The organism is Pseudomonas sp. B5(2017) (assembly GCF_002112825.1).
Classification (GTDB): Bacteria; Pseudomonadota; Gammaproteobacteria; order Pseudomonadales; family Pseudomonadaceae; genus Aquipseudomonas; species Aquipseudomonas putida_Z.
Genome location: NZ_NEIR01000011.1, coordinates 197,738 through 221,887, shown reverse-complemented (window position 1 = coordinate 221,887; position 24,150 = coordinate 197,738). Strand labels below are relative to the sequence as shown.

16 protein-coding genes are annotated in these 24,150 nt (G+C 48.8%); 11 read left to right on the top strand and 5 right to left on the bottom strand.

Going from position 1 to position 24,150, the window contains the following annotated elements:
* Positions 1–4 precede the first annotated feature (4 nt).
* Genes CAG00_RS28255 through CAG00_RS28245 form a run of 3 tightly spaced genes read left to right on the top strand, consistent with a single transcriptional unit; the run spans position 5 to position 4,152 of the window.
* Complete coding sequence (locus CAG00_RS28255) at positions 5–2,155, top strand: hypothetical protein (RefSeq protein WP_139832800.1); 2,151 nt, start codon at positions 5–7, stop codon at positions 2,153–2,155.
* Positions 2,136–2,687 (top strand): hypothetical protein, encoded by a 552-nt coding sequence (locus tag CAG00_RS28250; RefSeq protein ID WP_139832799.1) that lies wholly within the window; start codon positions 2,136–2,138, stop codon positions 2,685–2,687. Before CAG00_RS28255 ends, CAG00_RS28250 begins: the two co-directional genes overlap by 20 nt.
* The gene (locus CAG00_RS28245) at positions 2,680–4,152 is read left to right on the top strand and encodes a tyrosine-type recombinase/integrase (protein ID WP_139832798.1); all 1,473 of its coding nucleotides are present in this window, start codon (positions 2,680–2,682) and stop codon (positions 4,150–4,152) included. The genes CAG00_RS28250 and CAG00_RS28245 overlap by 8 nt, the downstream gene beginning before the upstream one ends.
* Before the next feature lie 126 nt (positions 4,153–4,278).
* On the opposite strand, the gene CAG00_RS18250 is transcribed toward CAG00_RS28245, so the two are convergent.
* On the bottom strand, positions 4,279–4,497 hold the full coding sequence (locus CAG00_RS18250) for a hypothetical protein (protein WP_085664993.1): 219 nt from the start codon (positions 4,495–4,497) through the stop codon (positions 4,279–4,281).
* A 337-nt stretch (positions 4,498–4,834) separates the two neighbouring features.
* Here CAG00_RS18250 and CAG00_RS18240 point away from each other — a divergent pair, with 337 nt between their 5' ends.
* Entirely contained in the window at positions 4,835–5,053 is a 219-nt protein-coding gene (locus tag CAG00_RS18240; RefSeq protein WP_085664991.1) for a hypothetical protein, read from the top strand.
* 874 nt (positions 5,054–5,927) lie between these two features.
* Positions 5,928–6,668, top strand: coding sequence for an abortive infection system antitoxin AbiGi family protein (locus tag CAG00_RS18235; protein WP_176240899.1), 741 nt, complete (start codon positions 5,928–5,930; stop codon positions 6,666–6,668).
* 776 nt (positions 6,669–7,444) lie between these two features.
* On the opposite strand, the gene CAG00_RS18225 is transcribed toward CAG00_RS18235, so the two are convergent.
* On the bottom strand, positions 7,445–8,251 hold the full coding sequence (locus CAG00_RS18225) for a hypothetical protein (protein WP_256579035.1): 807 nt from the start codon (positions 8,249–8,251) through the stop codon (positions 7,445–7,447).
* A gap of 921 nt (positions 8,252–9,172) precedes the next feature.
* Between CAG00_RS18225 and CAG00_RS18220 the strand changes: the two genes are divergently transcribed.
* From CAG00_RS18220 to CAG00_RS18200, 5 genes are all read left to right on the top strand, one after another.
* Complete coding sequence (locus CAG00_RS18220) at positions 9,173–10,612, top strand: hypothetical protein (RefSeq protein ID WP_256579034.1); 1,440 nt, start codon at positions 9,173–9,175, stop codon at positions 10,610–10,612.
* Between the two features lie 37 nt (positions 10,613–10,649).
* Positions 10,650–12,023 carry a hypothetical protein gene (locus tag CAG00_RS18215; protein ID WP_085664986.1) on the top strand — a complete coding sequence of 458 codons (1,374 nt, stop codon included), beginning with the start codon at positions 10,650–10,652 and terminating at the stop codon, positions 12,021–12,023.
* 226 nt (positions 12,024–12,249) lie between these two features.
* Positions 12,250–13,164 (top strand): hypothetical protein, encoded by a 915-nt coding sequence (locus tag CAG00_RS18210; protein WP_085664985.1) that lies wholly within the window; start codon positions 12,250–12,252, stop codon positions 13,162–13,164.
* Positions 13,164–13,607 carry a hypothetical protein gene (locus tag CAG00_RS18205; RefSeq protein WP_085664984.1) on the top strand — a complete coding sequence of 148 codons (444 nt, stop codon included), beginning with the start codon at positions 13,164–13,166 and terminating at the stop codon, positions 13,605–13,607. The genes CAG00_RS18210 and CAG00_RS18205 overlap by 1 nt, the downstream gene beginning before the upstream one ends.
* A gap of 2 nt (positions 13,608–13,609) precedes the next feature.
* Positions 13,610–15,721 carry an AAA family ATPase gene (locus CAG00_RS18200; protein ID WP_371915769.1) on the top strand — a complete coding sequence of 704 codons (2,112 nt, stop codon included), beginning with the start codon at positions 13,610–13,612 and terminating at the stop codon, positions 15,719–15,721.
* 196 nt (positions 15,722–15,917) lie between these two features.
* Here the strand turns inward: CAG00_RS18200 and CAG00_RS18195 are convergent, their stop codons facing one another.
* Positions 15,918–16,286 carry a histone-like nucleoid-structuring protein, MvaT/MvaU family gene (locus CAG00_RS18195; RefSeq protein ID WP_085664982.1) on the bottom strand — a complete coding sequence of 123 codons (369 nt, stop codon included), beginning with the start codon at positions 16,284–16,286 and terminating at the stop codon, positions 15,918–15,920.
* A 653-nt stretch (positions 16,287–16,939) separates the two neighbouring features.
* Here CAG00_RS18195 and CAG00_RS18190 point away from each other — a divergent pair.
* The gene (locus CAG00_RS18190) at positions 16,940–18,754 is read left to right on the top strand and encodes a retron Ec67 family RNA-directed DNA polymerase/endonuclease (RefSeq protein WP_085664981.1); all 1,815 of its coding nucleotides are present in this window, start codon (positions 16,940–16,942) and stop codon (positions 18,752–18,754) included.
* 259 nt (positions 18,755–19,013) lie between these two features.
* Here the strand turns inward: CAG00_RS18190 and CAG00_RS18180 are convergent, their stop codons facing one another.
* Together CAG00_RS18180 and CAG00_RS28240 are read right to left on the bottom strand one after the other, a co-directional pair.
* Complete coding sequence (locus CAG00_RS18180) at positions 19,014–20,042, bottom strand: hypothetical protein (protein WP_085664979.1); 1,029 nt, start codon at positions 20,040–20,042, stop codon at positions 19,014–19,016.
* Positions 20,042–22,447 (bottom strand): hypothetical protein, encoded by a 2,406-nt coding sequence (locus CAG00_RS28240; protein ID WP_139832797.1) that lies wholly within the window; start codon positions 22,445–22,447, stop codon positions 20,042–20,044. Before CAG00_RS28240 ends, CAG00_RS18180 begins: the two co-directional genes overlap by 1 nt.
* Positions 22,448–24,150 lie beyond the last annotated feature (1,703 nt).

Sequence of the window (24,150 nt, the reverse complement as noted above, 5' to 3'; positions counted from 1 at the left end):
TATCATGCATAAAAAATCCAGCAAGCAAAAAGAATCCAAAGCGGTTCTCGAAAAACTTATCGCTCAGGCTCGTCAAAGTTTACAAAGCACACTTAAATACAATGCAAGCTGGCTCCTTGAAGGCGGTATCGGCTCGCCATCATGGAAGGTTGTCGGCTCAAATAAAAAAATCGAAACAATAAACTTTGAAGAGCCGCTTGCCAACCTCACGATTTTGACCGACCCTGAAAATAAACTCTTACTTGAAAGCATTCAAAAACAAGCCTTCTGCCTCCGCTCTGGATATCTTCATAGCAAAGTGTGCTACAAAGTTTGGCTGGATCATATTCGAGCCTATATCAATACGGCTAGCTGGCTATGTCTGCATGAGTCGCAATACCAGCCTCAAAAGTACGGATTCAAGCTACTTAATGAGAATGCCTGCAAAATCTTAATTGACGGCTACAGCAAAGGAGGCTGGGCTAGCGCCTTGGAATTCAAAGACAGAATAAGCGAGCATTTCTGTGAAATTACTGAAGAGCCGTATGACGGCTTAGAATTAACACAGAGCAATATTACTAAAATTTGCGAACACCTGAAAGCAAATAAATTATACATTAGCATTGGGAGTGACACCCTCAGCGACTCTGGATTGGTATCAAGAAAATACTTAGCAAAAATTTTAGGCACTCATCCTTCGGCATTCCAACATGTATCGATCCGAAATTTCCTAAGACAATTTGAAATCCCGCTCCAAAGCCATGTATTATCAGCAGGAAAATCGCGAAGGGGTATTTACAACTCCCACAGAACAGTAATTACTGGGCAAACAGAAACCAACACCGTAACCAAAAACACACTGACGCGCTTTATAGGAATTCTAAAAACTCTTGATGCCGGTAGTCACATACTTCCTGACATCATGCCATCCTTTGAACTCGATACCAAACAAAATTTAGACAACACAAAACATCGGGAAGGTGGCCACACTCAGAAAATTCCTCACTCGATCGGCATGTACGCATTAGAAAAATCAATTGAATGGATAATGGTGTACGGAAAACCAATAATACAATTAACGATCGCCATCGTAAAATCCATTAATAATCCCGAATTCATTAAAAACACTCCCAATCGCTATCTTAATCGTGAACGCCAGCGAGTGTTCGAGAGCATTGTGGCTTCGTACTGCACCGTTGCTTTTAACGGGCTTCCTGCTAAAAGCCTAACGGAATCTTTAGGCCTAACCAAGCTAACAAACAACTCAGCCAAAGCATGCACTAATAAAAACATGACACTAATGGTGGCACTGGATTGTTTGATCTCTGCCTTCGCCATTGTTATCGGCCTCACCAAACCTATCCGAGTGGCAGAGCTCGCGAAAATTGCACGAAGATCATTAAGCGCAGACGCTGATGGTGGAGGCGCATTTCTAAGCCACCCCTCGCTGAAAAAGGGCCTACCAACGACGCCAAATATCCGTCGCCCAATTCCGTATGTAACATCGGTAGCTATACAGCTCCTGGCTGTTCTTGGAAATAATTTGAAAGCCATTTATCAAGACGACTCACCTCACTCTGAGGATCTTTTCTATTTTCCGTCAGCTAAAGGTTTCAAATGTCCTGGCGGCATAAAGACTTCTGTCAGAATCGACAGTGCCATTAAAACCTTTTGCGATATTATCGAAATCCCAACTGACCAGCACGGCAGACGTTGGTACATAAAAATTCATGAGATGCGGAAATTTTTTATCCTAACAATGTCACGCCATGAACGAATCTTCAGTGACGATGCGCTTCGTCATCAAGCAGGTCATGCAGACAAAAGACATTTGGAAGCTTACCTGGGCGGCGACATACCTGACGAAGAAGTCATACAATACACCATAGAATCGATTGAAGACAAACTAATCGATCTAGAGCTCGGCAATGTGGATGAACATTCAAACCAGGGTCTTTCAGCCCTTTATAAAAAAACATTGAACACATTAAAAATTTCATCACTGAAATCTAAAAATCAATATGACTTTAATCAGTTTATTCGAGCTCTTTTAATAAATGAAAGCCTTTCAATCGTAACGTATACCATCAGACTAACCACTTACTCATCCGAAGTCATCGACACTGACATTGCAATAAAATACGGCGAAAACAAAGATGAAAAATTCGACAATTGAAAACATCCAAAAACGACACCAATGGATGCAAGACGTTCTAGCTGGCACAATAAAACTCAGCAAAACACAGCAGAGCAAATTAACCGACATGAAAACTTTTTGCGAGCTAGAAGTTTCCGGCTTATTCGGTAAAATAAGCTACAACACACTCAAAAACTTCTGCCTTCACAACTTTATACCAGGAGCCCCACCTAACACGAAAGACCACTGGGAGCATATGCTGTCAACACGTGAAAAAATCCACTCTATCTATACTACAACGTCAGCCGAAAACGAGTCAAAAAAACCGTCATTTAAAATACTCATCAATGAGGCATACAACCAAGCCCAGCTAGCCTCGATTGCATATCTTGAATTATTTAAATTCATAAAAACTATAGCCGAATCTGATTCAGCACTTAGCGCCCCCACGAAGCATACCATATTAAACTTTCTGTATGAGTCCCACTTAAAATTTGAGACGATAACTTCCTACTCCCCTCAAAAAAATAAAACCTGGAGCATTATCAAAGGAGGAAAAGAGGATGCCTAAATTTCAGCTTTATTATAAGAACATGAAAATTGAACTTCCTTGGAGCGTAAGCCATTCAAGAAAAACGGGCAGCCCCATTGTTAATAAGAAATGCTTATTAAATCAGGTTTACACATTCTGGCCCGATGGAACCCCGTGCACCCTAGTCAATATCTGGCTACAAACCATCACATTTAAGTCAACTGGCGAGTCAGCAGAAACATTTGCCTCACACATATCACACTATGTTCGCGACTGCTACAACTTACAAGTACAGCTTTTTGACGTGGACGACAATTACTTATGCGAATTTGCTGAGCGATTAACCGAAGAGAAAAAGCTCAAGTACAACGCAATTCAGAGCGCACGCAATGGAAATCACATTGCATATACGATCAGACGCGTCCTTGAGTTTTTAATTTGGTATCAAACAAATTACAGACTTATCTCTCAACCTAAATTGATTGGTGAGCTTGGCACCGGCGCGAGGGTAACAATAGAGTGGAGAACCGACAGCCGTGGACGTCCAACAATTTATCATCCCGCAATACCAACAAGAAGACCGCTAGTTGGCGACAAGAAACCGATGCCAGACGATTTCATAGGCAAACTAATTGATATGGCTAATTTACTCAGAGCGAAACCAAGAATCCCGTTTGGCTCTACTAATGGCCCTAAATATGAGCAACTGGTTGCGAAAAATGAATATCTTCATAGCAGGCGGATGATATCTTTGAAACTAACAATGCTTACAGGCCTCAGACCAGATGAGCTCAATAAATTACCTATCCACTTAAATTCAAACCCCATCGCCACTAGAAAATTATTTCTCCCCACTTTGAAAACAAGGCAAAAATCGCCACCAATTCGAGAATTCCCACTTACTCTTGAGGATGCTTTGGAGATATCAATTTACCTCAACGATCGCATTAAATTTTTAAACTTGATCTCTGCAAAACCTGAATCAGTTACAGCTTTCTTACTTAGTCAAGATGGAACCCCTGTAATGACCCGTTCACTAGCAAGGGATTTCAAGAGACTATGCGATCTATCAGGACTCAAAGATACACAGGTTTGTTTATCTATGTTTCGTCACCGTTTTATAACGACACAGATCGCATACGAAATCAAGAAAGAGTTGAGGCGAGACATAGCACAGAAAGACCTATGGCAGGAAGCAGTACAGCGAAAGATATTGTCACGAGTTGCAAAGCTAACTGGGCATACAGATCCCATGTCATTAAAACACTACTTTAACGAAGCATTCGCCATCGTATTAACCAACACGCACGAGATAACTATTAGTGAAACGGAGGCCTTGATCATCCGCCTAGAACACCAGATAGATGAGCTCTCAAAAAGCTCAGCAATCCATCACAACACTTTTCTCGCAGAGAAAATTGCCGTTCTGGAGACCACCGTAAAACAGTTAAAATTATCGCACAAAAGTCAATACGATAATTCAAATACCAAGTTGAATAGATAATAAATCTAGGCACTTTCCATTTTTAGCCAAGCACGATATGGAGAAGCGAAGAAACCATATCACTCGCTCGTCTCGCTCACGCAATTGTATTCATCGATGAGGCCACACTGGCACAGTGAAGCCGCACTAATGTAGCGATTCGCCCAAGGCCCCGGCTATATGTAGCTGGTAGTCGATCACTGTCTGGTAGAGATAGTCTGCTTCAAGGCGCAGCCGTTCAATCTCAGCAGGAGGTCGATTGTGAGCCACCGCATCGTTATAAGCTCGGATTGCTTCAAGCGCCTGCCTCAGCAGTGGCTCACCTGCTTCCGCCATACCCAAAAGCGTTCGCTTTACTTCAGACATCTCAGGTATTCCTCCATCGCTATCAGTGCAAGCGCGTCGTCGCTGAAACCTGACACTCAGGCAGCTCAGGTGCAAGCAACTGATGGTTCGACATGGAAGTTACCAAATCACTTACCAGATGCTGACGCTCTTGTCCAGATAGCTTGAGCATGCCCTTTCGGAGCCGGCTGTCGTGCCCCCCGGCGTGCGCCGTGGTCTCGGCCCTGCGGGCGTCCATCCGTCACGCCTACGCTTACCGCTTTTTGCGGAATCTAGTTTCGTAACGATCAGATACCAGCTTTACTAACGGAGGCCGTGATACAAGGTCTGCTGCCAACCTCACCAGGACATGCAAATCATGAAAGAGCTACGGACAGCTGCTGAAGTCCTTGAACGCCTTAGCCACAACCAGGATGCGTTGCGCGCCGCAGTCGAAGAACTAGCCAAATGGGTTGGTGATCGAGGAGCAAGCACTGTGGTTGGAAACGTGAACGGTGCCCTGGCGACCCTCGACGATAACATTGATGCCGTGCGGCAAGGCATAGCGGAACTGGTAGCGGCGAGCGTCAAGCCATAGGCGGGCTCATGACCGAACAATCGATGCAGTGCTGAGGCGGAAGGATGCCGATGGGTGAGACACCACACCTGATGGTCGCTACTTCCTAGTCAGAGGTCAGCTCTGCCGCTGCAGCAATCCCGCGCTTTCTGATGAGGATCGTCAGCACCTGGTGCACGCACTGATGGAGGCGCGGCGATTCGTCTTTGCAATACTTGAAACCGACTTCGGGCGGTTTTCTTTTGCTAACCCTATCGAACCAGTGGGTTTTGCATTCGAAACAAAAGCCTTGTATTTAGATGTCGCGACAATTACAGCGAGTTGATAGATTTTCCCGCAAAGTTTCCCGTCTAGGGGAAGTTCATGCGTAGAACTCATCTTGTTGGTTACTTTTACGAAGTTAATCTCGTAGATTAGGTCGAGCAGCCTGTGCTCGTGTGCCTGGCGTGCGAAGGTGTTGCTTTGCTTAAAAAGCGGTCTTCCTAAAGGGTAATGGAAAGAAAATGCTCGTCATGTATAACGCCCCCTTGAGCAGTGTCGCCTTAGTGTGATAAAACGACACCAGCTTGCTGGTTGACTGATGACTTAAGCCACAAGAATACCGCTGGGATTATTGCTTTCAATAATGTTAAATATAAGTGCCACCTAATGCGCAGCAGCGACAGGCTCCAAAAAATCTGTTGCCCCTATATCTTCCCATGTTTAGGTAGTTTGGTGCGTGCGAGGACTATGCCTTTTAGGCCATGATCAATTTGTTCGAGGCCTGCAGATGAAAAAGCGCTTTTGAAAATTCGGTGCTTTCGTTACTGGACTGCTCTGCAGTAGGATATGGGATAATATTTTTGCGGCCGGGCGTAGGTGGCTAGTGTGTTTTATATTATATGGGGTCTTAAAAGTGCCGCTTAGCTCAAACTCTTTGATTCATCTTACCAATTCAAAAGATGCTTTGTTCGGCATACTATCGGAAGGTTTCAGGGTAAAGTACTGTAAAGAGAAAATTAAGTTTGGCAAAGGCCAAATTTCTATCCACGTACCAATGGTAAGCTTTTGCGATATTCCATTGTCGCAGATTAAAGATCATATTGGTAGCTATGGCTCTTATGGTATCGGCCTATCAAAGGAGTGGGCTGTAAAGAATTTGTTAAACCCTGTGCTTTATGTTCAGCAAAAATCAAACCTGGCAACTTCTTATGAAAATGTTGCGCGGCATTATTTGGCAGATAAAGTGGAGACGGATGAGGCTATCAGGGCCTTTGATCATCTAATGGACGTGGCTAGGTATATGAAGAATTATGAAGGGCCGCTTGTTCGAAAGAGTGGTTCCCATAAAAGCTATCGGTTTTCTGATGAGCGCGAGTGGCGATATGTTCCAGAGATTTCATATCCCTGCGAGATCTTTTATAGGCATGATGAGTTTGATGAGGAAGCCAGGATTAAAGCCGCTAAGTCGTTAAGCGATCTAAGGCTGGGCTTTGAAGCAAGTGATATTAAGTACGTGATCATTGACAGTGAAGATGAAATTGATGAGGTGGTGGAGCATCTAGAGCGCATATGTGGAAAGAAATATTCCTACTCAGATCTTAAAAAGCTTACAACGCGAATTTTGACGGCTCAACAAATACGTACAGATATATGATTGCATTTGTTAGGATGATGGCTCTAGCTACCCACCATGTCCTCTTTTCACGGGACTAAGAGGGGCTGGGGGCCAATTGGTATCACCGGTATGCTAGTGAATTTCACCAGGCCGCTATAGAGCCTTAAGCATCTGCTCCAGGCTCTGATGCTCCCATGTCGACAACAGAGCATCCGCGTCCGAACACCCGAATCCAACTCCCAGCGCTGGCCATCGCCGCGTCTCCATCAGTGCGTGCACTAGGTTCTGACGATCCTCATCAGAAAGCGCGGGATTACTGCAGCGCCAGAGCTGACCTCTGTCTAGGAAGTAGCGACCGTCAGGTGTCGTTGTATGCGTACTGCGGATTTTCATGGCTGATACATCACAGACAACCAAGACATAGCTGGAACTCTAGGATTTCGCTTCCTCGAGACCGTACTTGGTCACACGAACCAAAGCTCAGGGCCATAAGCATGCTGTCTATGACATGGGAGGCAAAACAAAAGAGTACATTGGAACTCCTCAGGAAATTCAGCCTGTCAGTCAAGCCTCCGCAAGCTACCGTTCTAGCGCGGATGTGAGTCTTGGGTCTCTTCCGCAAGAAACAGAAGCCGCTCCCCACTGATCGCCGTTCAAGACTTCGCAATCCAGAGCGGCGGCGATGTATCCAGTAGCTAGACCAAACCGGTAGGTCACTTCATCTGCGCTCTTGTCTAACCCTGACCTTGCAGATCGACGAGGGATCTAAGAAGCGATGAGCACGTTGCGCTAATCTCCCATGGTCTGCACTGCCTTTATGCCTTCTTGGACTGCCTTTGGCGTTGCCGGAATCGCTTGATGAAATCAGCGTCGACTAGCTCATCGAATTCCAAGGCCAAGCCGCAGTTCACGAGTGAGGCCAAGGCGCTATCCGAGAGAGTGAAGCTGTTCGGTATAACCCCATACTCCCTCACCTTGTTGTCATCAACACGGGCCAAAAATGCCTTCACGAAGTCAGAGCGCCCTGATTTACGACTCTCTGTAGCCGCCGCAGTAGCCGGATCATTAGCGGAAATCTCAGCGCTCTCGGCATCGGCGCCGATGGCCTGGACGACCTCACTCAATGCTGGCCAATACTTCAGGTCAAACTGATACTGGAGGCGTTCCAGCTCATCCTTAACATAGCTTTCGTAATGATAATTGTGCTCAGAGGCATGGTGCACGATGTCCAGGATATGGTAGCGGGTACCTGAGTTGAAGCCTGAATAGTTATGAAGATCATCGCGTCGATCAAGCAAGGCTGCCATCTGGTCGGCAAGCTCGCTGATTCGGCTGTTGATCCCAACCAGCTCCTCTCGCGCCTGCCTGGCTGCACGGTTTTTCTCAGGGTTCCACCCATCAGCGGCATGAACGAAGGCATCCCAAAAAACATAGAGAGCCCTGGGGGGGGAGGCCAGTGCGGCATGAACCTCATCGTATACCTCCGCTAACTCGATGCGGCGTTTGAGCATTCCGGCGATGATGATGCGCACGTTCGGCCAGATGCACCTGGCTTGGAGATCCTCCATCATGGTGCGCAGAAGGGTTTCACATTGCGTTACAGCTTCAGTAGATGCGTGCACTCGGTTGTACCTGTTGGATAACGTGTGCCAAGGCTACATCTCGATATCCGACGTGGCGGTACCTATTTGAAATTCTTTTCCAGCCCGATAGGTACGCGCAGATCAGCTAGCCCTTTCGATGCGCTAATGGAGACCCTGAGCCTTGGCCAATCCGCAGGTAACTCACGGGGATCCAGCAGACTTGATTTCGCAGAAAGGTGCCCTTGCGTCTAAAGGATGCCAATAAGCCAGTCACCCAGGGAAGCGCCATGACAGATTTCTGCGTCTCAGCCGTAAAGTATGACCACACAGAGCAGCACATCGAGTGATATTGGAAGTCCATGAAGACTTTCCGAACCGCGTAGGAGACGTTGGGGATAGTCCTCGGGCATTCGTGGCGGATTTGATTCAGAAAGGATGCGCCACCTTCTAGGCCATCACACGCAATTCCTCCACGAAGAAGTGGGAGAATGGTGCGGCTTTGCATGTGATTGGTGATGAGTACTTGTCGACAGACCCGAACGACATCAAGAAATACAACCTTGGAAAGCTGCCCCGGTTTACCTGATAGTGCCCTGGCAAAATTGATTCGACAGTACACCACACCAATTTTTGGGTCTTAACGCTGGCGTCCATGCTGTACAGTGGGCGTCATGCATGCCATCGGAGCTGATTCGTAGTAAGCAGTGACGATCGCCTTGATCTAGCCAGAGTCGGCCACCTCTCCAGGCCATCCTGCGCTGAGCCACCGCTTGAGCAGTGCAAGGATTCGCGATGCCCAGATACCTCAGTAACAGCGCAATACGTCTTTTGGAAGCGAGCCAAGAATCTTTGGCCTTGGCGCTGCATTGCCTAGGCACTCCAAATCGGGGAAGTCTGAGAGTTGAGATAGCTCGATACTCACCCGCGATTGGATTGATCGGAGCCGCCGCTGAGCAAGCTTTGGCTGCGATTATCGTTCAGGTTCGGGGCGATGAGGCGCTCGCTGCATCCCCCACCCAGTACAAAAGTGCGCGACAGATTTTGTCGGACATGAGGGATGTACTCCGCGCGCCTATTCCTGCCAGCTCTTTCCTGACCGCAGGCGTAGCCGACCCCGCTCAACACCGCGAGTCGATACTACAGGCGTCAGAAGGATTTTCTGTGCTTTTCACCTACAGAGCGACCGGGCTCCATGCCGGCCTTGGTTTGTCTCGCACAGTGACACTGAAACAAGCCGTGAAGGTTCACAGTTTCCTTGAGCTCCTAGCCAAGTCAACACGTATCCGCGCCTATATGGATCGGCTGCCGATACCACCAGATGAAGTCATCGACCAGACTGTATTGGTTGATGACCTCATTCAGAAATTCCAAAGTACAGATGCAATGACCGAGCGGGTCAACGCCTTACGATCTTTGTTCCTGATCCTCCCCGAAGTCCCCCCAGAAGCACCGGAGTGGCTTGAAGCGTTTGACCGCTCCGTGGTGTCGCCACGCCCTGCCGACATCACCTTGCTTTTGGAAACACTTGAACGTGCGGCTCCAATGAGATTCCGTCGCATGAATGCAGGGGGCCAAGCACTACCAGTAGTTGTCCGGCCAAACGACCCAAATGCGTTACCCATCGCCTTGCAGGACATGCGCCAAGCCTTTGGCCACGCGCGTGAGCAGTTTGGCGCAGACGTGGGAAATGCAAATGGACGGCTCGATCAAGGTATTCTGGATCTGCCCCCAGAGTCCTTCTTGCTCGACTTGTGCCACCAAGGCCCTGAGCAACTACGCGAGACTCTGGATCGGCAGACGCTCACCGGGCAGGAGGTGTGGTCTTTCGTGGCTACTGCATTGAGCCAGCAAGGCACAGAGCGCCCATACTGGTTCCTGGTATCGATGGTCGACGATATCGGGCAGCTAATCGGCCAACTCCGCAGGGCTTCGACGGTATCTGCTCAGGGACAGTTCAAAGAACGCTGTACCGCAGCCATCAGAGCCCTTGAAGCCAAAAGACAGGAGCACACACTTCCGCCCGCTTCTGAAATTGCTACCTTTACCGTCACGCAATCTGCTGCCGCTGAGGCCGCACGAGATAGCATCCCCGACTCGATGGAACGTAACGAAGGCACTGTTCGTGAAGCATCTTTGGAAGCAATGCCGCCATTAGCCGCGTTGTATGCCGGCGAATTCACTGCCGGCCAGGCTTTTCCTGCGGTGTATGCGTCTGAGAATCCAAACTCTAAGAAATACTGGACTCGTCAGTTGCTCATAGCAGCGACCGATGCCAGCGACCGCTCAATGCTCATCACTGTCCTGCGAGACCCTGAATTCGCCAACCTAAAGACGGATGCTCGAAAAGCGCTGCGCCTGGTGGATATTCTGACCTATGGGCCGAATATCGAACTAGGGTGACCTCGATCCGTTCAACGACATCGGAGCCTTCCTTCGCATGCCTCGAACCCAGCAAAACCTCACCAGCCTGAGAGACACCTTCAGCCAGATCTTGGGCAACCAGAAAGACCACTACACGGATACACGGATCCCTGAATTGCTTTTCAGGCTAGGGCTGGATGATTGCACTGAGTACAGCTCCAAGCGGCGACACCTTGAGAAAGCAGTAGAGAATGCAAGCGATGCGCAAATGGTGGCTGCTACTCAGAGGGCTTTAGAACTGATTGGCTTCGATGTTCACGAGCGCGACCAGCTTCAAGAGCTGGTGTGGGACGATGGAACAGCGCCTGTCATTCCTGGTCGCTACCGTCGAGAGCTGGCGGAAAAGCTCAACACCATGGAGCTGTACCTGGACAGGGCTGCGTTTGAACAGGTGCTCAGCGAACTCTGGCAACTCGACACGCTCTCGGTCACTGACTTCACTTGGTCGACTCCGACACTTCGCAAGGAAATTATCCGGCACTACATTGAAAATTCCGACTGGGATGCTGTGACGCTGTTCGACAAGCTCGGAGCGTTTCAGTCCTCGCACGCCCGGTTTGGGCGCTTCATCGAGGCCCTGGCTTCGTCGCGGGTGCTGCCCAGCGAATCAGCTCAGCGAAACTTCATCGAAATCGTCAACGGCACCCTCTCGGCGTGTGGCGTCCACGTTGTTGTTGGCGTGGGAGAGGATGCGTTCCTGACTGCATCGCTGGCCTACATGGGATCAGGCAAGCAATCATCTCCCAAGAATCTGATCTTTGCTTCGACCGCGAAGCCAGACCTACGCTTGGGCAACGCGCTGGACAACGATATCGAGATCGTAACCGGCGCTGAAAATGTCTTGATCTATGACCGCCCGATCGGGAGTTCAGGGCTACTTTGGCGCGATCTGCAGGCCTGGTATTCCCAGACCTACAGTATCGATGAACTCCAAGCCAAAAATCGTTTGTATCGACGCTTAGAAGCCTGCCTGCCGAAGTCATCGCCACCTCAAGCCCTCGCCTTTTCGAGCTTCTACAAAGCCTTCACAACTGCGATTCCTGAGCTTCCGGCCTTGTTACCCGAAGTCTGGTTCCACTGGGATCCTCAAACGGTCTCAAAACGCGGCAAACAGGCTCTGCTAAGAGCGCGCATGGACTTCCTTCTCCTGCTTCCAGGCGGGGTTCGAGTTGTCATCGAAATCGACGGCAAAGAACACTACACAGATCCAACCGGGCGCCCTAGTCCTCGCGTCTATGCCGAAATGATGGCCGCTGACAGGGCCCTAAGACTCGTGGGATACGAGGTCTATCGTTTTGGTGCTTATGAGCTCGGGCAGTCCAACGCAGAGGAGGTGCTCATCAGCTTCTACCGCTCACTATTTGAGCGTTACTCTCTGCTGTCAGCTTGATGATTGCGGGCCTGAACGCGGCGTAGATATTGTGTGCAACACACTTTAACTGGATAAATAACCAGTTAAGTTAGACTGTCAATTTACGCTCAACTGTAGACCCGAAACTGGCCATTTGATAGCGTCGTAAAACAGGGTGAGAAGTACCACCTACACGATACCCGAGGCACGGCTCAGTTTTCCTCGGAAATGGACTAATCGACACGCGTGGCAAGGCAGGCGAGCTTTGATTATTACACCAGCAGGCCCCTTCAATGGAACGACTTGGGAGGCGACGCTTCAGCTCGTTCTGAAATCAAAATTTGGCGCCGATGGCTACCAGCATGTGCCTGCCACACCAGGTGACTTTGGCATCGAAGGTTTCACCAAGCACACCGGGCTCGCCTTCCAATGCTACTGCCCTGATGCGCTGTATGAGCGCACCGTGCTGAACAGGAAGCAGCAGGACAAAATCACCCGCGACCTGAAGAAGCTCAAGGACAACCAGGCTAGCCTCCAAGGAATTTTGGGCCCCACTAAAATCAAGGACTGGTATTTCATCACCCCTGAAATCGCCCACAATGCGTTGCTGACCCATGCGCAGAGGAAGCAGGATGAAGTCAGGGCTTGGGCCCTACCGCACTTGGATGAAAACTTTACGGTGCTGGTTCAAGATATCGACTTTTACATCCAAGAAATAAACCAGCACCGAATCTCGGCTGGAATTCCGATCTCTATTGGTCAAGACAAACAGACAATCCCGAAAGTCAACGAGGACTTGACCTCTTATGACGAAAATTTGGAGCGAAAGACTCAACTACGGATGTCTGAGAAAGGCGAGCGAGCTATTGCCGCGCTTTTCAAAATGACCAAAAACTCCTTCCTTGATCACGATAGTTTCTTTCAAGGGCTCTACGACAAGTCCCCCCAGACCTACTTCCAAGTTGCGAAGACCTTGAATGGTTTTGAGGAAAATGTTGAAGAATGGAGCTTGACCACTTCAGCGCATCCCGATGTACTGGTCGAGATGATCAAGGATCGTCTAGCCGCTCGATTGCTGGGCGATGACCAGCTGAACATTGATGGAAAACTCACGGACGACATAGTGCGCAGAACAGTCGCCCGTTGGCTCGCTGTCTGCCAACTGGACTTCTATAGCTGATGGCAACGATCAAGTTCACACCAAGACCCATGCCGGTTCTGACTGAGCTCAGGCCTATGTATAAGATTTGCCAGGCGCTGCTGATTCTCCACCTATGTGGCCATGGCAATAAGTGCAGTTTGGTCAAACTTCACCTGATGCACTGGGCCATGAAGTCCCCAAAGCGGATGGAAACGATGACCTTGGCCGCAAAGCTTGGCCAAATTAGCCTCCCCGTCTGGGGATTCGATCCTGCGCTCTCAATCGCCTTGCAACTTGCATTTAGAGATGGGCTGATCGAAGCGACCACCACCGGTTTCAAGTTGCTTCCCAAAGGCCTACAACTGGTAACGGACATCATGAGTGATGGCACCGTTATGGCTGATGAGAAAACCACGCTTTCCAAGATTGGTCGCAAGATCACTGAAAGCATGGTCAAAACCATATCCAAGGAATGGGAATAACCTTGATCATCAAACGCATCAAAATCGCAATCGAAACGACCGGTGGCCCGTTCGGCTTCATGGCTGAGTTTTCACGCAACCTCAATATTATCCGCGGTCGAAACTCCGCAGGTAAAAGCACCATTGTCCACAGCATCCTCTACGCCCTGGGCATGGAGGAGTTGATTGGTGCTCAGAATGCCGAGGCGCTGACGTATGTGCTCAAAGACCACGTGGAGTTTGATGACACGAAGCACTATGTAACTCGCTCCATGGTTATCATGGAAATGGAATCGAGCGGCAAGACGATCACCATCACTAGGAAGATCAAAGAAGATGGTGTAAACCCGAAGCTGGTCGAAATCCAAGAGTGTGCGGCCCTCACTAAAGGGGAAACAGCTCCGATCCTCTACCGGTTCCTACATGACGGCGGAAGCGCCCAACTGCGAGAGGGGTTCTACACCTACCTGGAGCATTTCTTGGGGCTGAGATTGCCCATGGTGCCCCACACGAACGGTAAGCAGGTCAAGTTGTACCTACAGTACATCTTTGCGGCGATGGCCATTGAGCAAAAGCGAGGATGGACGGACTACATTGCCAACCTACCCTACTTCGGCGTCAAAGAGGCTCGGATCAAGATTGTTGACTTCCTGGTTGGCACCAATGTGTTTGAGATGGATGCTATTCGTGCCCGTCTCGACCATGAGTCGCTGGAGTTGAATACGTCTTGGCAAGATACCTACCGGGCAATCACTAACGACGCCTTGAAAAGCTCGATGAAGGTGCAGAAGCTTCCAAGAAGTCCAGTAGTGGATTTCCAGCCGGCGAGCGTGACTTACATGAAGTCCACCCTTCAGGGCCTGATCGATCTGGACACGCACAAGAGCAATCAGATTCAAGCCCTGAAGAGGTTGACTGATGAAGAACTCAAATGGAAAGACTCTGCGCCTGAGGATACACTAAAGCTCATTGAGCAAGAGACCGCTAAGCTTCAAGAGCTGACGGTTGCATTCGAGGCTTGCGTGGGTGAGCTCACGTTGCACCGTGCAGCGAGAAACGCCAACGCCCTTCACCAACGCCAAGCCGAGGAAGAGCTGTCAAAAAATCAGGCAGCCCAGAAACTGATTCGATACGGTGCGTCACTCGAGTTGGATGTTGCCAGTGACGTCTGTCCGGCATGCCAACAGAATATTGGCCACTCCCTTACTGACCTCCATGAAAGCACTCCGCACATGGATATCGCGACCAACATCGATTATCTGAAGTCCCAGATAAAAATGCTGGAGCGTGATACTGCCGGGATCGAGCAGTCCGTCAAAGAGACCATGGTGGTCAGCGAAGAGCTCTCCAAGCGGATTGCTCAATCCAAGGATAAACTACGTGCGCTGAAAGCTGATCTCACGACCAATGCCGTAGTATCGAAGGCCAATCTGCGCCAGCAGTTGCAGATTGAGCTGAGCATTGAGGAGGCCTCCCTGTTTCTTCAACGTAATGAAGAGCAGCTGGAAACGCTGGTCGACCTCTCGGCACGCTTCAAGCAGAATCAGAAAAGTAGGTCTGAACTGCCGAAAGAGCACTACTCAGACGCTGACCTGGCCAAGTACGACTTGTTTGGAAAGATTTTCCGCTCCAACGTCGCGTCGTTCGACTACCACAGCGCCCCAGTTTCAGACATCAAGTTCAACGTAGACAATCTACTTCCAGAACTCGACAAAATTGAACTTCGAGAGATTTACCGGAAAGATTTCAGCGAGCGCAAAGCTGCCGCTGCCTCCAGTGCCTCCAAAACCAGTTCCAACATCGCACGCGAGTCGAGTGCTAGTGACTTCGTAAGGCTGATCTGGAGTTATATCCTCACTCTGTACGAGACGTCCGCGCATTTCACGGTTAATGGAAATCACCCTGGCTTCATCCTCCTCGACGAGCCAGGTCAGCACTCGATGGCCACTAAAAGTCAGCTCGCATTGCTTCAAAAACTCTCCGCTTCAAAGAACCTACAGAGCATCGTTGCTGCTTCGTTCGATGACAGTGACGCGGCCTACAACGAGGCCACTCACAACGTTCAGTTCAAGCTCATCCACCTCGGTGACAAGGCTATTGTGCCGAACGGGGATACGGTGCTAACTGGGGAATGAGTGGCAGAAATTCTTGGGTGCATTGGGATACGGGCCGGTGAGTGAGTAGCACATCATCGCTGGCATCTTCTCGATATGACAGTGAAGTTGCGGTGCGGGCTGCGGTGCCGCTTCAGTCGACCATTTGGGAACACGTGAAAATCGCCATAGAAAAAGCCCCCAATCGGGGGCTTTAGCAAACAACCGGTAGAACATTTCACTGGGCGAGCCAGCTTTCCACTACATCGGAGCCGTACTCGGCTTTCCATTCCTTCAGCAGCTTGTGATTGCCACCCTTGGTCTCAATGATTTCGCCGTTGAGCGGGTTCTTGTACCGCTTCACCTGGCGGGCGCGACGCGAGGCCTTTTCAGTTGCAGCCGGAGCAGCTGCACGGAGGCAGGCCTGAGGATCCAGGATGTTAATGATGTCGCGAAGGCTGTAGCCGTACTCAGCCAGTAAGCCCCGCAGTTTGGTCTCAAATTCAATCTCTTTCTGAAGCTCGGAAGAGCCTTTCATGGATTCCAGTTCAGCCAGTTGCTCAGCCAATTTTTGTTCTAGCTGACGGAATTCGGCCAGACGAGACATGGGTAATCCTCGATACAATTAGTAGGAAACAGACTGCCATACTAAACTATCAAGGGTTGTTTTGTTTACCTCTGGATAGCGCTCGCCCGCCGAGAAGCTCATGCATGGCAACGAACGCCGCTCCACCACTTTCAGCCAAAGGCAGTCGCTTGCTAGCATACCTGTATGACGCATTTGGCGGCACGCGTGATTGGCATTCCGGTGCTCTGCTATCGCTGCTGACTGGCCTTCCTGATAATGTTTAGCGAGTCAGATAACCCATCGCTGCTGAAGACATACAAAAAACATTTTTCAAACCCCCAGTGGCCACACTCTCAGAACGAGTCTGACTTGGCTGAATAGGCTCAGCCCCATGCAGCGGGGTTCAACCCTCAACGTAGCAGACCAAGCCTATGGGCACGCACGCGCCTGCTCATAACGTGCGGGATAGCGATGCAACCACTGGTCAAGCAGGGAGCTATTGACAGCGGCAGTATGACAGCACGATACTTTTCACTGAAGCTTACAGGCAGATTTTTTGCCGCGTTTCGTCGGCATTTGAAACCATCGTGTCGGAGATTGCTTCGACGTGACTCACAACTGGGCGCTTCGGAATACCCTGCCGGGACGCATATGAGTGCCTGTAAGCTTCCGCTTTTAAACAAGGAAGTTGCATGTCCGAACTGCAACAGCTCCAGAAAGCCGCCTCTCTTCATGACTTGGCAGCCATCCTTAATTATACGCCGAGCGCCTTATCGTACCTAGTGTACAAGAGGCCTTTGAAATATACCCAGTTCACAATCCCTAAAAGTAATGGCACGCCGCGCAAAATCTGCGCACCTTGCGATGAGTTAAAAGCCCTTCAGAAGCAAGTCAAAACCCTCTTGGACAAATGCTTGGCTACCATCGAGAACGCTGGCCAGGCTCGGGGAGCGATTTCTCACGGATTCAAAGCAGGGCATTCCATTATCACCAATGCTGAAACCCACAAAAAAAGAAGATATGTGTTTAACGTAGACCTTGAGGGTTTCTTCGACTCTATTCATATGGGTAGGATTCGTGGCTTCTTAATCAGCAACAAGGATTTCAAGCTTAACCCTAAAGTAGCTACTGTCTTGGCACAGATAATGTGTCATGACAACAAACTGCCCCAAGGTAGCCCTACCTCACCAGTAGCCTCCAATCTGATTGGCCACTTGTTGGATTTACGGCTTGTCCAGTTAGCAAAGAGAAATGGTTGTTCATATTCACGCTACGCTGATGACTTAACCTTCTCAACCAACAAGAAAAATTTTCCTGAAGAGATCGCTTCTTCTGACGAAAGCGGGAATTGTTGGACGGCGGGGCCGTCGCTGACAAAAATAATCCAAAAAAGCGGATTCGAGCTTAACCACAGTAAGACTCGCATGCAGTATCGTACCAATAGACAGTCCGTGACCGGCCTAGTCGTTAACCAGGTAACTAATACTCCTGCGGAGGTTCGACGCACCGCTCGAGCCATGGCTTTTAATCTGTTCAATAAAGGTTACTACCTGATCAAGGACGAAGTGGCAGGAACGGAGAAAGCGAAAAACCCAATGATCAGAGACTATACCCAGCTGGCATTGCTTGACGGGCTGTTTAGCTTCATATACATGGTTGATCAGTTTAATCGCAAGAAGGTCGTGGAGAACAGCAGCGTAAAAATCGAGTCCATTAAGAAGACCAGTCTTGAAATAGTTCATGGGGACTTCTTGTTTTATAAGAACTTCTATGCCTCCCCGCTACCGACTATTATGTGCGAAGGGAAAACGGACAACGTTTACCTTACATGCGCCATGAAGTCTCTAATGGAAAAATTTCCAAGACTCTGCAAGCCTAATAAAGATGGTAAGCCAGCGCTAAGAGTCCGTTTCATAAACTACTCGGATCTGACTCACAGGGCACTAGACCTGAATGGGGGATCACCAGATCTCGCTGCTTTTATCCGATCATATGCAAAAAATTGTGGGAAATACAAAGCACACCCTCCTTTAAGCCCAACCATTATAGTTGTGGATAACGACAGCGGCTCTGATCCAATATTCAAAGCGATCAAAGATGTCACTGGAAATCGCTACACAATCCCCAATGGAAAGGGAACTGCTTTAGATAAATCTCAAACTACTTATTATATCGCCCAAAATTTATCAGTAGTTTTGACCCCATTAAAAAAAGATGGCCAGCCGACCATGATGGAAGATTTTTTTCCAGCCAAAGTATTACAGGCCACTTGGGACAAAAAAACCTTCGAAGTTCTGAGCAAGTCCCCCAACAAGAACACGTACAGCAAAAACACGTTTGCACAAAAGATCGTGAAACCCGACCGCGCAAATATTGACTTCAAGGGATTTTCGCCAATTTTAAAATCGATAAGCCAGATCATCAGGAGCTATCACGTAGACAAGTCAGTGGTCGCAAAAAACTTACCGCCCAAACCAGCTATGCCAGCAAAACCAGCTACACCTTAGTCATCGGTAGGACTTAATGACCCGCTCCACACACCTGCTGTGCATGACTGTGAGCAGGCGGACGCTTGGCGAGGGAGAAGAGTTCGATGCTAACTGCGTACAGCTTCGCGGACAGGGTTACCTGTATATTTGCAAGGCTAGTTATCTATTACAAAAATTTGCTCTGACCTACGTCCCAACCGCAAAGTTCCTGAGGCCTGACCGCAAATAACTTGCATTACTTTCTAATCAGACCTGCAGTAGGAGCAAATACTTAACGCTAGCCAGTCACCATGTCATCCTCGTCAGCAGCAAACAAAAATGCGACATATTTGTTTGCTGCCACTAAAAACTCCAACAGATCACGAGCATTAGAGCTGATGAGAGAGACCGGATACTTAGGATACTCGCCAGCGTGAGCAGAAGCATTCATAAGCTGGTAAACCTGAAAGGCGGCCAACAATAAAGAATGCCAATTCTTAGCAGCAACAATAGTTTTATTACTAGGCCTAAGCATGATGCCAAAAAGCGTAGGCCTTAACAATTCCACCGAATTATCCGCGACTGCCTCCTGAAACTTAGCCGACAGCGATGAGAGCTGATCTGGCGAGCTCTTCAATACTTGCGAAAACAAGAGCGACATCAGACAAGACTTACTTGTTGAATTTGGGCGATAACCCTTAGGGTCGTTAACACTCTTCAAGAAAGTTTCAAAGCTAACCAGCATCGCTTCTGTACCACCACCGCCAGGGTTAATCGTATCAAGGAGCGCCCGAACCTTGCCAGACTTGACTACAGAGATTTGGCGCAGGCGTTCAACAATACTGCACTCCAAATCATATAACGCAGCGGACATCAAATCTATTTGCGCGCCTGGACAATTCAGCAGTTCAGTCTCCGCACACCAAAGCAAGTCCGATATGTGCAAGTATGCTTCAACGCCACCCATAATTGGAAACCATCGCGGCAGAACAACTGGCGAACTAATTTGAGAAAGATTGAAATTCTCCTTGAGCAGTAGAATTATCGTAATCTTCTGATCACGAACAACCTTTAAGTCTTCGAAGCTTTTCTTATGTGATTCAAGCAGCCTCGAAAAATCGGACATCACCGCATTCGCACTCAGGAACAGGGGTTCCCGAAGTACTATCGGCACGATTACTTCAGCCCCCTCATCCTTTCTCAAGGCCTCAGCTAACGCATCTCTTGATCCCTGTGGTATTTTGAGCCAGAACAGGCGTATGCTTGTGCTTGCCCCCCACTCAATAGTACCCAGCAGATTCGATATAGTTTTGGCATCCATTTCCATTAGATAATCTCCGGCGTTGAGCAGGCTGCGAGCCTTGCCATTAGTCGTACTGCAGGCTTGACATGTCCATCATCGTGCTTCAAAAAGTTAGATCGAATACCTGACACCAGAAGAACCTGCGGGGTAGTGGTGCTACCTGCAAGAGACTGTGTGGCTAATTCGTTGTACCTAGCAATCGGACAAGCAAGCGCGCGAGGATGTTTCAACCCTATCTGGTGAAGCACGCGTGCGACCGCATAAAGCCACAACTCACTCTTCCTCGTCTGATCGCTTAGATAACCTGAGAATTGATATTTAAAGAATGAGTAATATGGACTTCTGCTTAGCACAGACAGAGTCAACCGTGCTTTCGCAAACTGATCAAAGCGATTAGCATCCAAAGAACTAGCAGCAGCAACATTGTTAAGTGTTAACCAATCGCAGAAGTCGACCATCAAATTTACAGTCAGATACGGATGACCGCTCGTTTCAGCATAGACGGCATCAATAAAGGAAGACGTATACTGAAGATTTTGCGTAAGAACTTTTTTGAGGAACTGGCCAAACTCAGAGTCGACGGCCCCAACATGGTGCTCGAACAATGGAAAGTGATGCTGCTTAACCAATGGACTGAGTTGATTCTGGGCAGGGAAGATGTGATATGCATCTGGGCTTTGCCCCATAAAGATAAGCAAATTCTTCGATGCGAACCGCACCATTTGACTTAGCAAAGGCAAACCCAGATTGAACTTTACCATGGGATTGGCTGAGGCCATAGCGTCAAGCATGCCGAAGAGTGTCTCATACTCGTCGAGCAAGAAAATCACTTTCCCATTTGATTTTTCAACTCCCGCACTGACCAAGCACTCTCTGATAACTTTTTCGAAGAAATCATTCGGAATAGGCATTGAAGCTTGCAAAGCTTCCTTAATCCGCTGCTCAAAAATATTATGATGCAACAGGTCAGTAACCTGATCCATCGTTTGGAACAGTACTGCAGACCTTCCTGACAAACTAGTCGCAGCCGTTGTCTTACCTGATCGCCTAACGCTGCACCACAGATGAATGCCAGTTCCAAATTCAAACCGCTCCAACAACACTCTTACACTATGTCTTTCAACGGTAAATAGTCGCCTAGAATCCGGATCTTCCAGAGGAAACTCAGTTGCGTAGTTGTGCCTGATGACTTGAGCGCCCTCTAGATCAGCATTGAACCTAATCTGCTTCTCCAGTTCACCACGAACAATTTCTGAGAGATCATAAGCTGCCTCAGACGTGCCAGCACTCTTTGATGCATCAACAAAATTTGATTGATCGTGTTGCTCAATCCAACTCTTGACGATTGGGCTTGCCTTCAACACCACTACATTTGAACGACCAGAAACTACCTGCTCCACTTCAACGAGCTCCGCAATCTCATCAGAGAAAAATGAAACTGCAGAAACCTCAGATGCAATACCACCATTTACCGAGAACAGCGTAACGCCTAAACCCAACGGATAGGTTTGATACACCCTACTGATTCGAGTAATTAGATAATCATCGCCATTAAATTTGTTGCATACGCCATCTATTGCAAGCAAAACTGGCAAAACAGTATCGAAGATACCTGTAAGCGGCGCCAAAGTAACCTCAGACTTCTGCATCAAAGACAATGCATCGGCACCGCTGACAAAACCAAGGGCAGGCACCCACTGCTTGTAACTGCTGCAAAGCTTCTCCCAGCCTAAGGTCTGCGCATACCCCTCAAGCACACCAGTTAACAATGCTGAAGCAATATTACGGTGTAGTCGAGACTGGTTAGAATTTAAAATCTTTTCTTGGCTATCCACATGGAGATTCATTATCAAGTACAAGAACTGCTGAAGGCCGCCCAGTGATTTATACTGAACCGCCTCTTCACTTAGCCCATGCTGCTGAGAGTATGCCACCCCCCTAGAAGAAATACTGAGAGCATGCTCTACAAAAAGCTTTCTTACTAGCGACAACGATTCCGACCAACTCTCTTCCTGCTCCAAACGGTCATACAAGTCCTTATACACGAAGCCGACAGTATCACGATAGTAAGTGGCCCATTGGAAAATATGAGAGCTCAGAAGCTTATTTAAGCGTCGTGCATATTCCGACACATCAAAAGCTGATATGCCACCCCGTTGGACTACACCATCCCTCTGATTCGCTCCACCAGTATTAAGGCGCGCATCCAAAAGCAAAGACAACTTGTCTTTTCGCTTACGGAAAAACCTACCAATGACCTCACGCAACTCGGGGAGTACCAAAGATAATTCTTCACGAGCTGCGCCCTTTATTAGCCCTACCAAAAGTTCTTCAGCTTGACCCATCGCGGTGGAATCGATTTTGGCATGAGCTGCTGCTAAGATTTGACGTGTATTTCCACTTGCACCCACCATAATTCGTCCCTGCATTCTATAATTTCAGATTTAACGCAAGCTCATTGAGCCCCAAAAATTAGTAGGAGCCCACCCGATTGCCGGTCACTAGCAATAATCCAGTACCGAATTAGCCTTTTAATGGAAGAAGCCATGAAGTCGCTCTCATTCTGTGGCGCAACTGATCCATGCCAAGCTCCTGCTGCCTTCCTATCCTTCTTGGCGACGGCTACCGGCATCAGCGTATCCCTAGCCAATAGCACAATACTATCGCCATTGGGCTGTACAGGGGAACCCGGTTTCTCATCTCTGCAGTTACCTGGGTGGGTAGCGGGCGCCCACTAGGTAAGGGACTCGGACGTGGTTTAGCGGCCTTTACGGATTGCCGGGAGGCAAGGTAACTATGGTTTTCAGGACAAATGGACACCGTCAAATAATTACCAAACGCCACCCTTGCGAAAGACATTACCTTGCCGTTCTGCCATCGCCTATCTGCTGATCAGGACTTAATCTGCCTACTGAGGCGAGGTCAGATATCTATGCGCGCAGCTCTCTCGCCCCATGCGCTGCTCTTAACGCCTGCGCGGTGAAAACAGGCGATTGAATTTACGCATGATAACTTCGACAAGGTTTGATCATTGGAGCATACCGCTTGATGCACGCAATCTGCCGCTGGTTTTACGCCACACAGAGTCACGCTCCGTCATTTTCAAACGATGCTAAGGGTAAGCGCCAAGCCGCATACTGAAAGCGACTGGTAGACAACATCCACAGCAGCAACACTGAGCAAGACTTTCGCGAAGCTAGAGGCAAAGCAGAGGGCTACATTCTTGGGTTTGTGGAAGCAGGTCATCTCGATCGCGACGGAAAACGCAATGATCATCCGCAGCTTTCACCGGCGGCAAATCTCCTCCGCACCCTGCTCGCAGCTTTGTAGCAGCTAACGGCTAGCAGCCATTAGGTTACTGCTTTTGCCTGGGCGGTACGGACTGAGCGCTCGTTGTACCCATCGTCTTGGGGCGCGAGTATGGCAAAACCGTGACCATGGCGCGCGCCCCAAGAACATGGCTTTTTCCGCGAAGCGGGCTGCAAGCGGGGCGCGCAGGAATAAGGATGGAAGCCCACAGCGCCAAAAAAATTATGGCTTGACTCACGACAGCCGTGCCGCATGGCCACGTAACAACGTTCGATATTAATCAGTGATTAGAAATTAAAGTCTCAGAGAGTGATCCGCCGAGCCAGTCAGCGACCACATAAGTACTGCTCAAGGTTTGTACTACCAAGAAACCTTCAACAGCTTCACTATTCATGATTAACGATGTACGTATTGTGTTACCGTCGCCGAAGCGACCTCCTTTATCTGCGAAGACCACTCCCTCTAGGTACATATTGCTTGGCCCATAAGCAGCTGCCGAGATAAATGCTGTAACTGTAACACCGAAATCTTTCCGCATAGCGTTGACAACACTAGTTGGCAAAGTGGCAGCCCAAGGCGTATCAGCATGATACGTAGACAACGAAGCTCGCTTTCTAACCATGTAGCACCTCTATAGTCTTTTGATTGAGGCAGGTGGGAATACACTTTTTCGTCGTTCGCGCCCGCCCACGCTACTTATCAACTCTTCCGTACGACTCATTCTGTAGCAGAAAATCATCAGTATCTTCGAACATGATCCCCAGCCACCTAATGCGCTTCATACCTGCTGCTTGAGCGAAGAAGCACCTCTCAAAGAGATGCA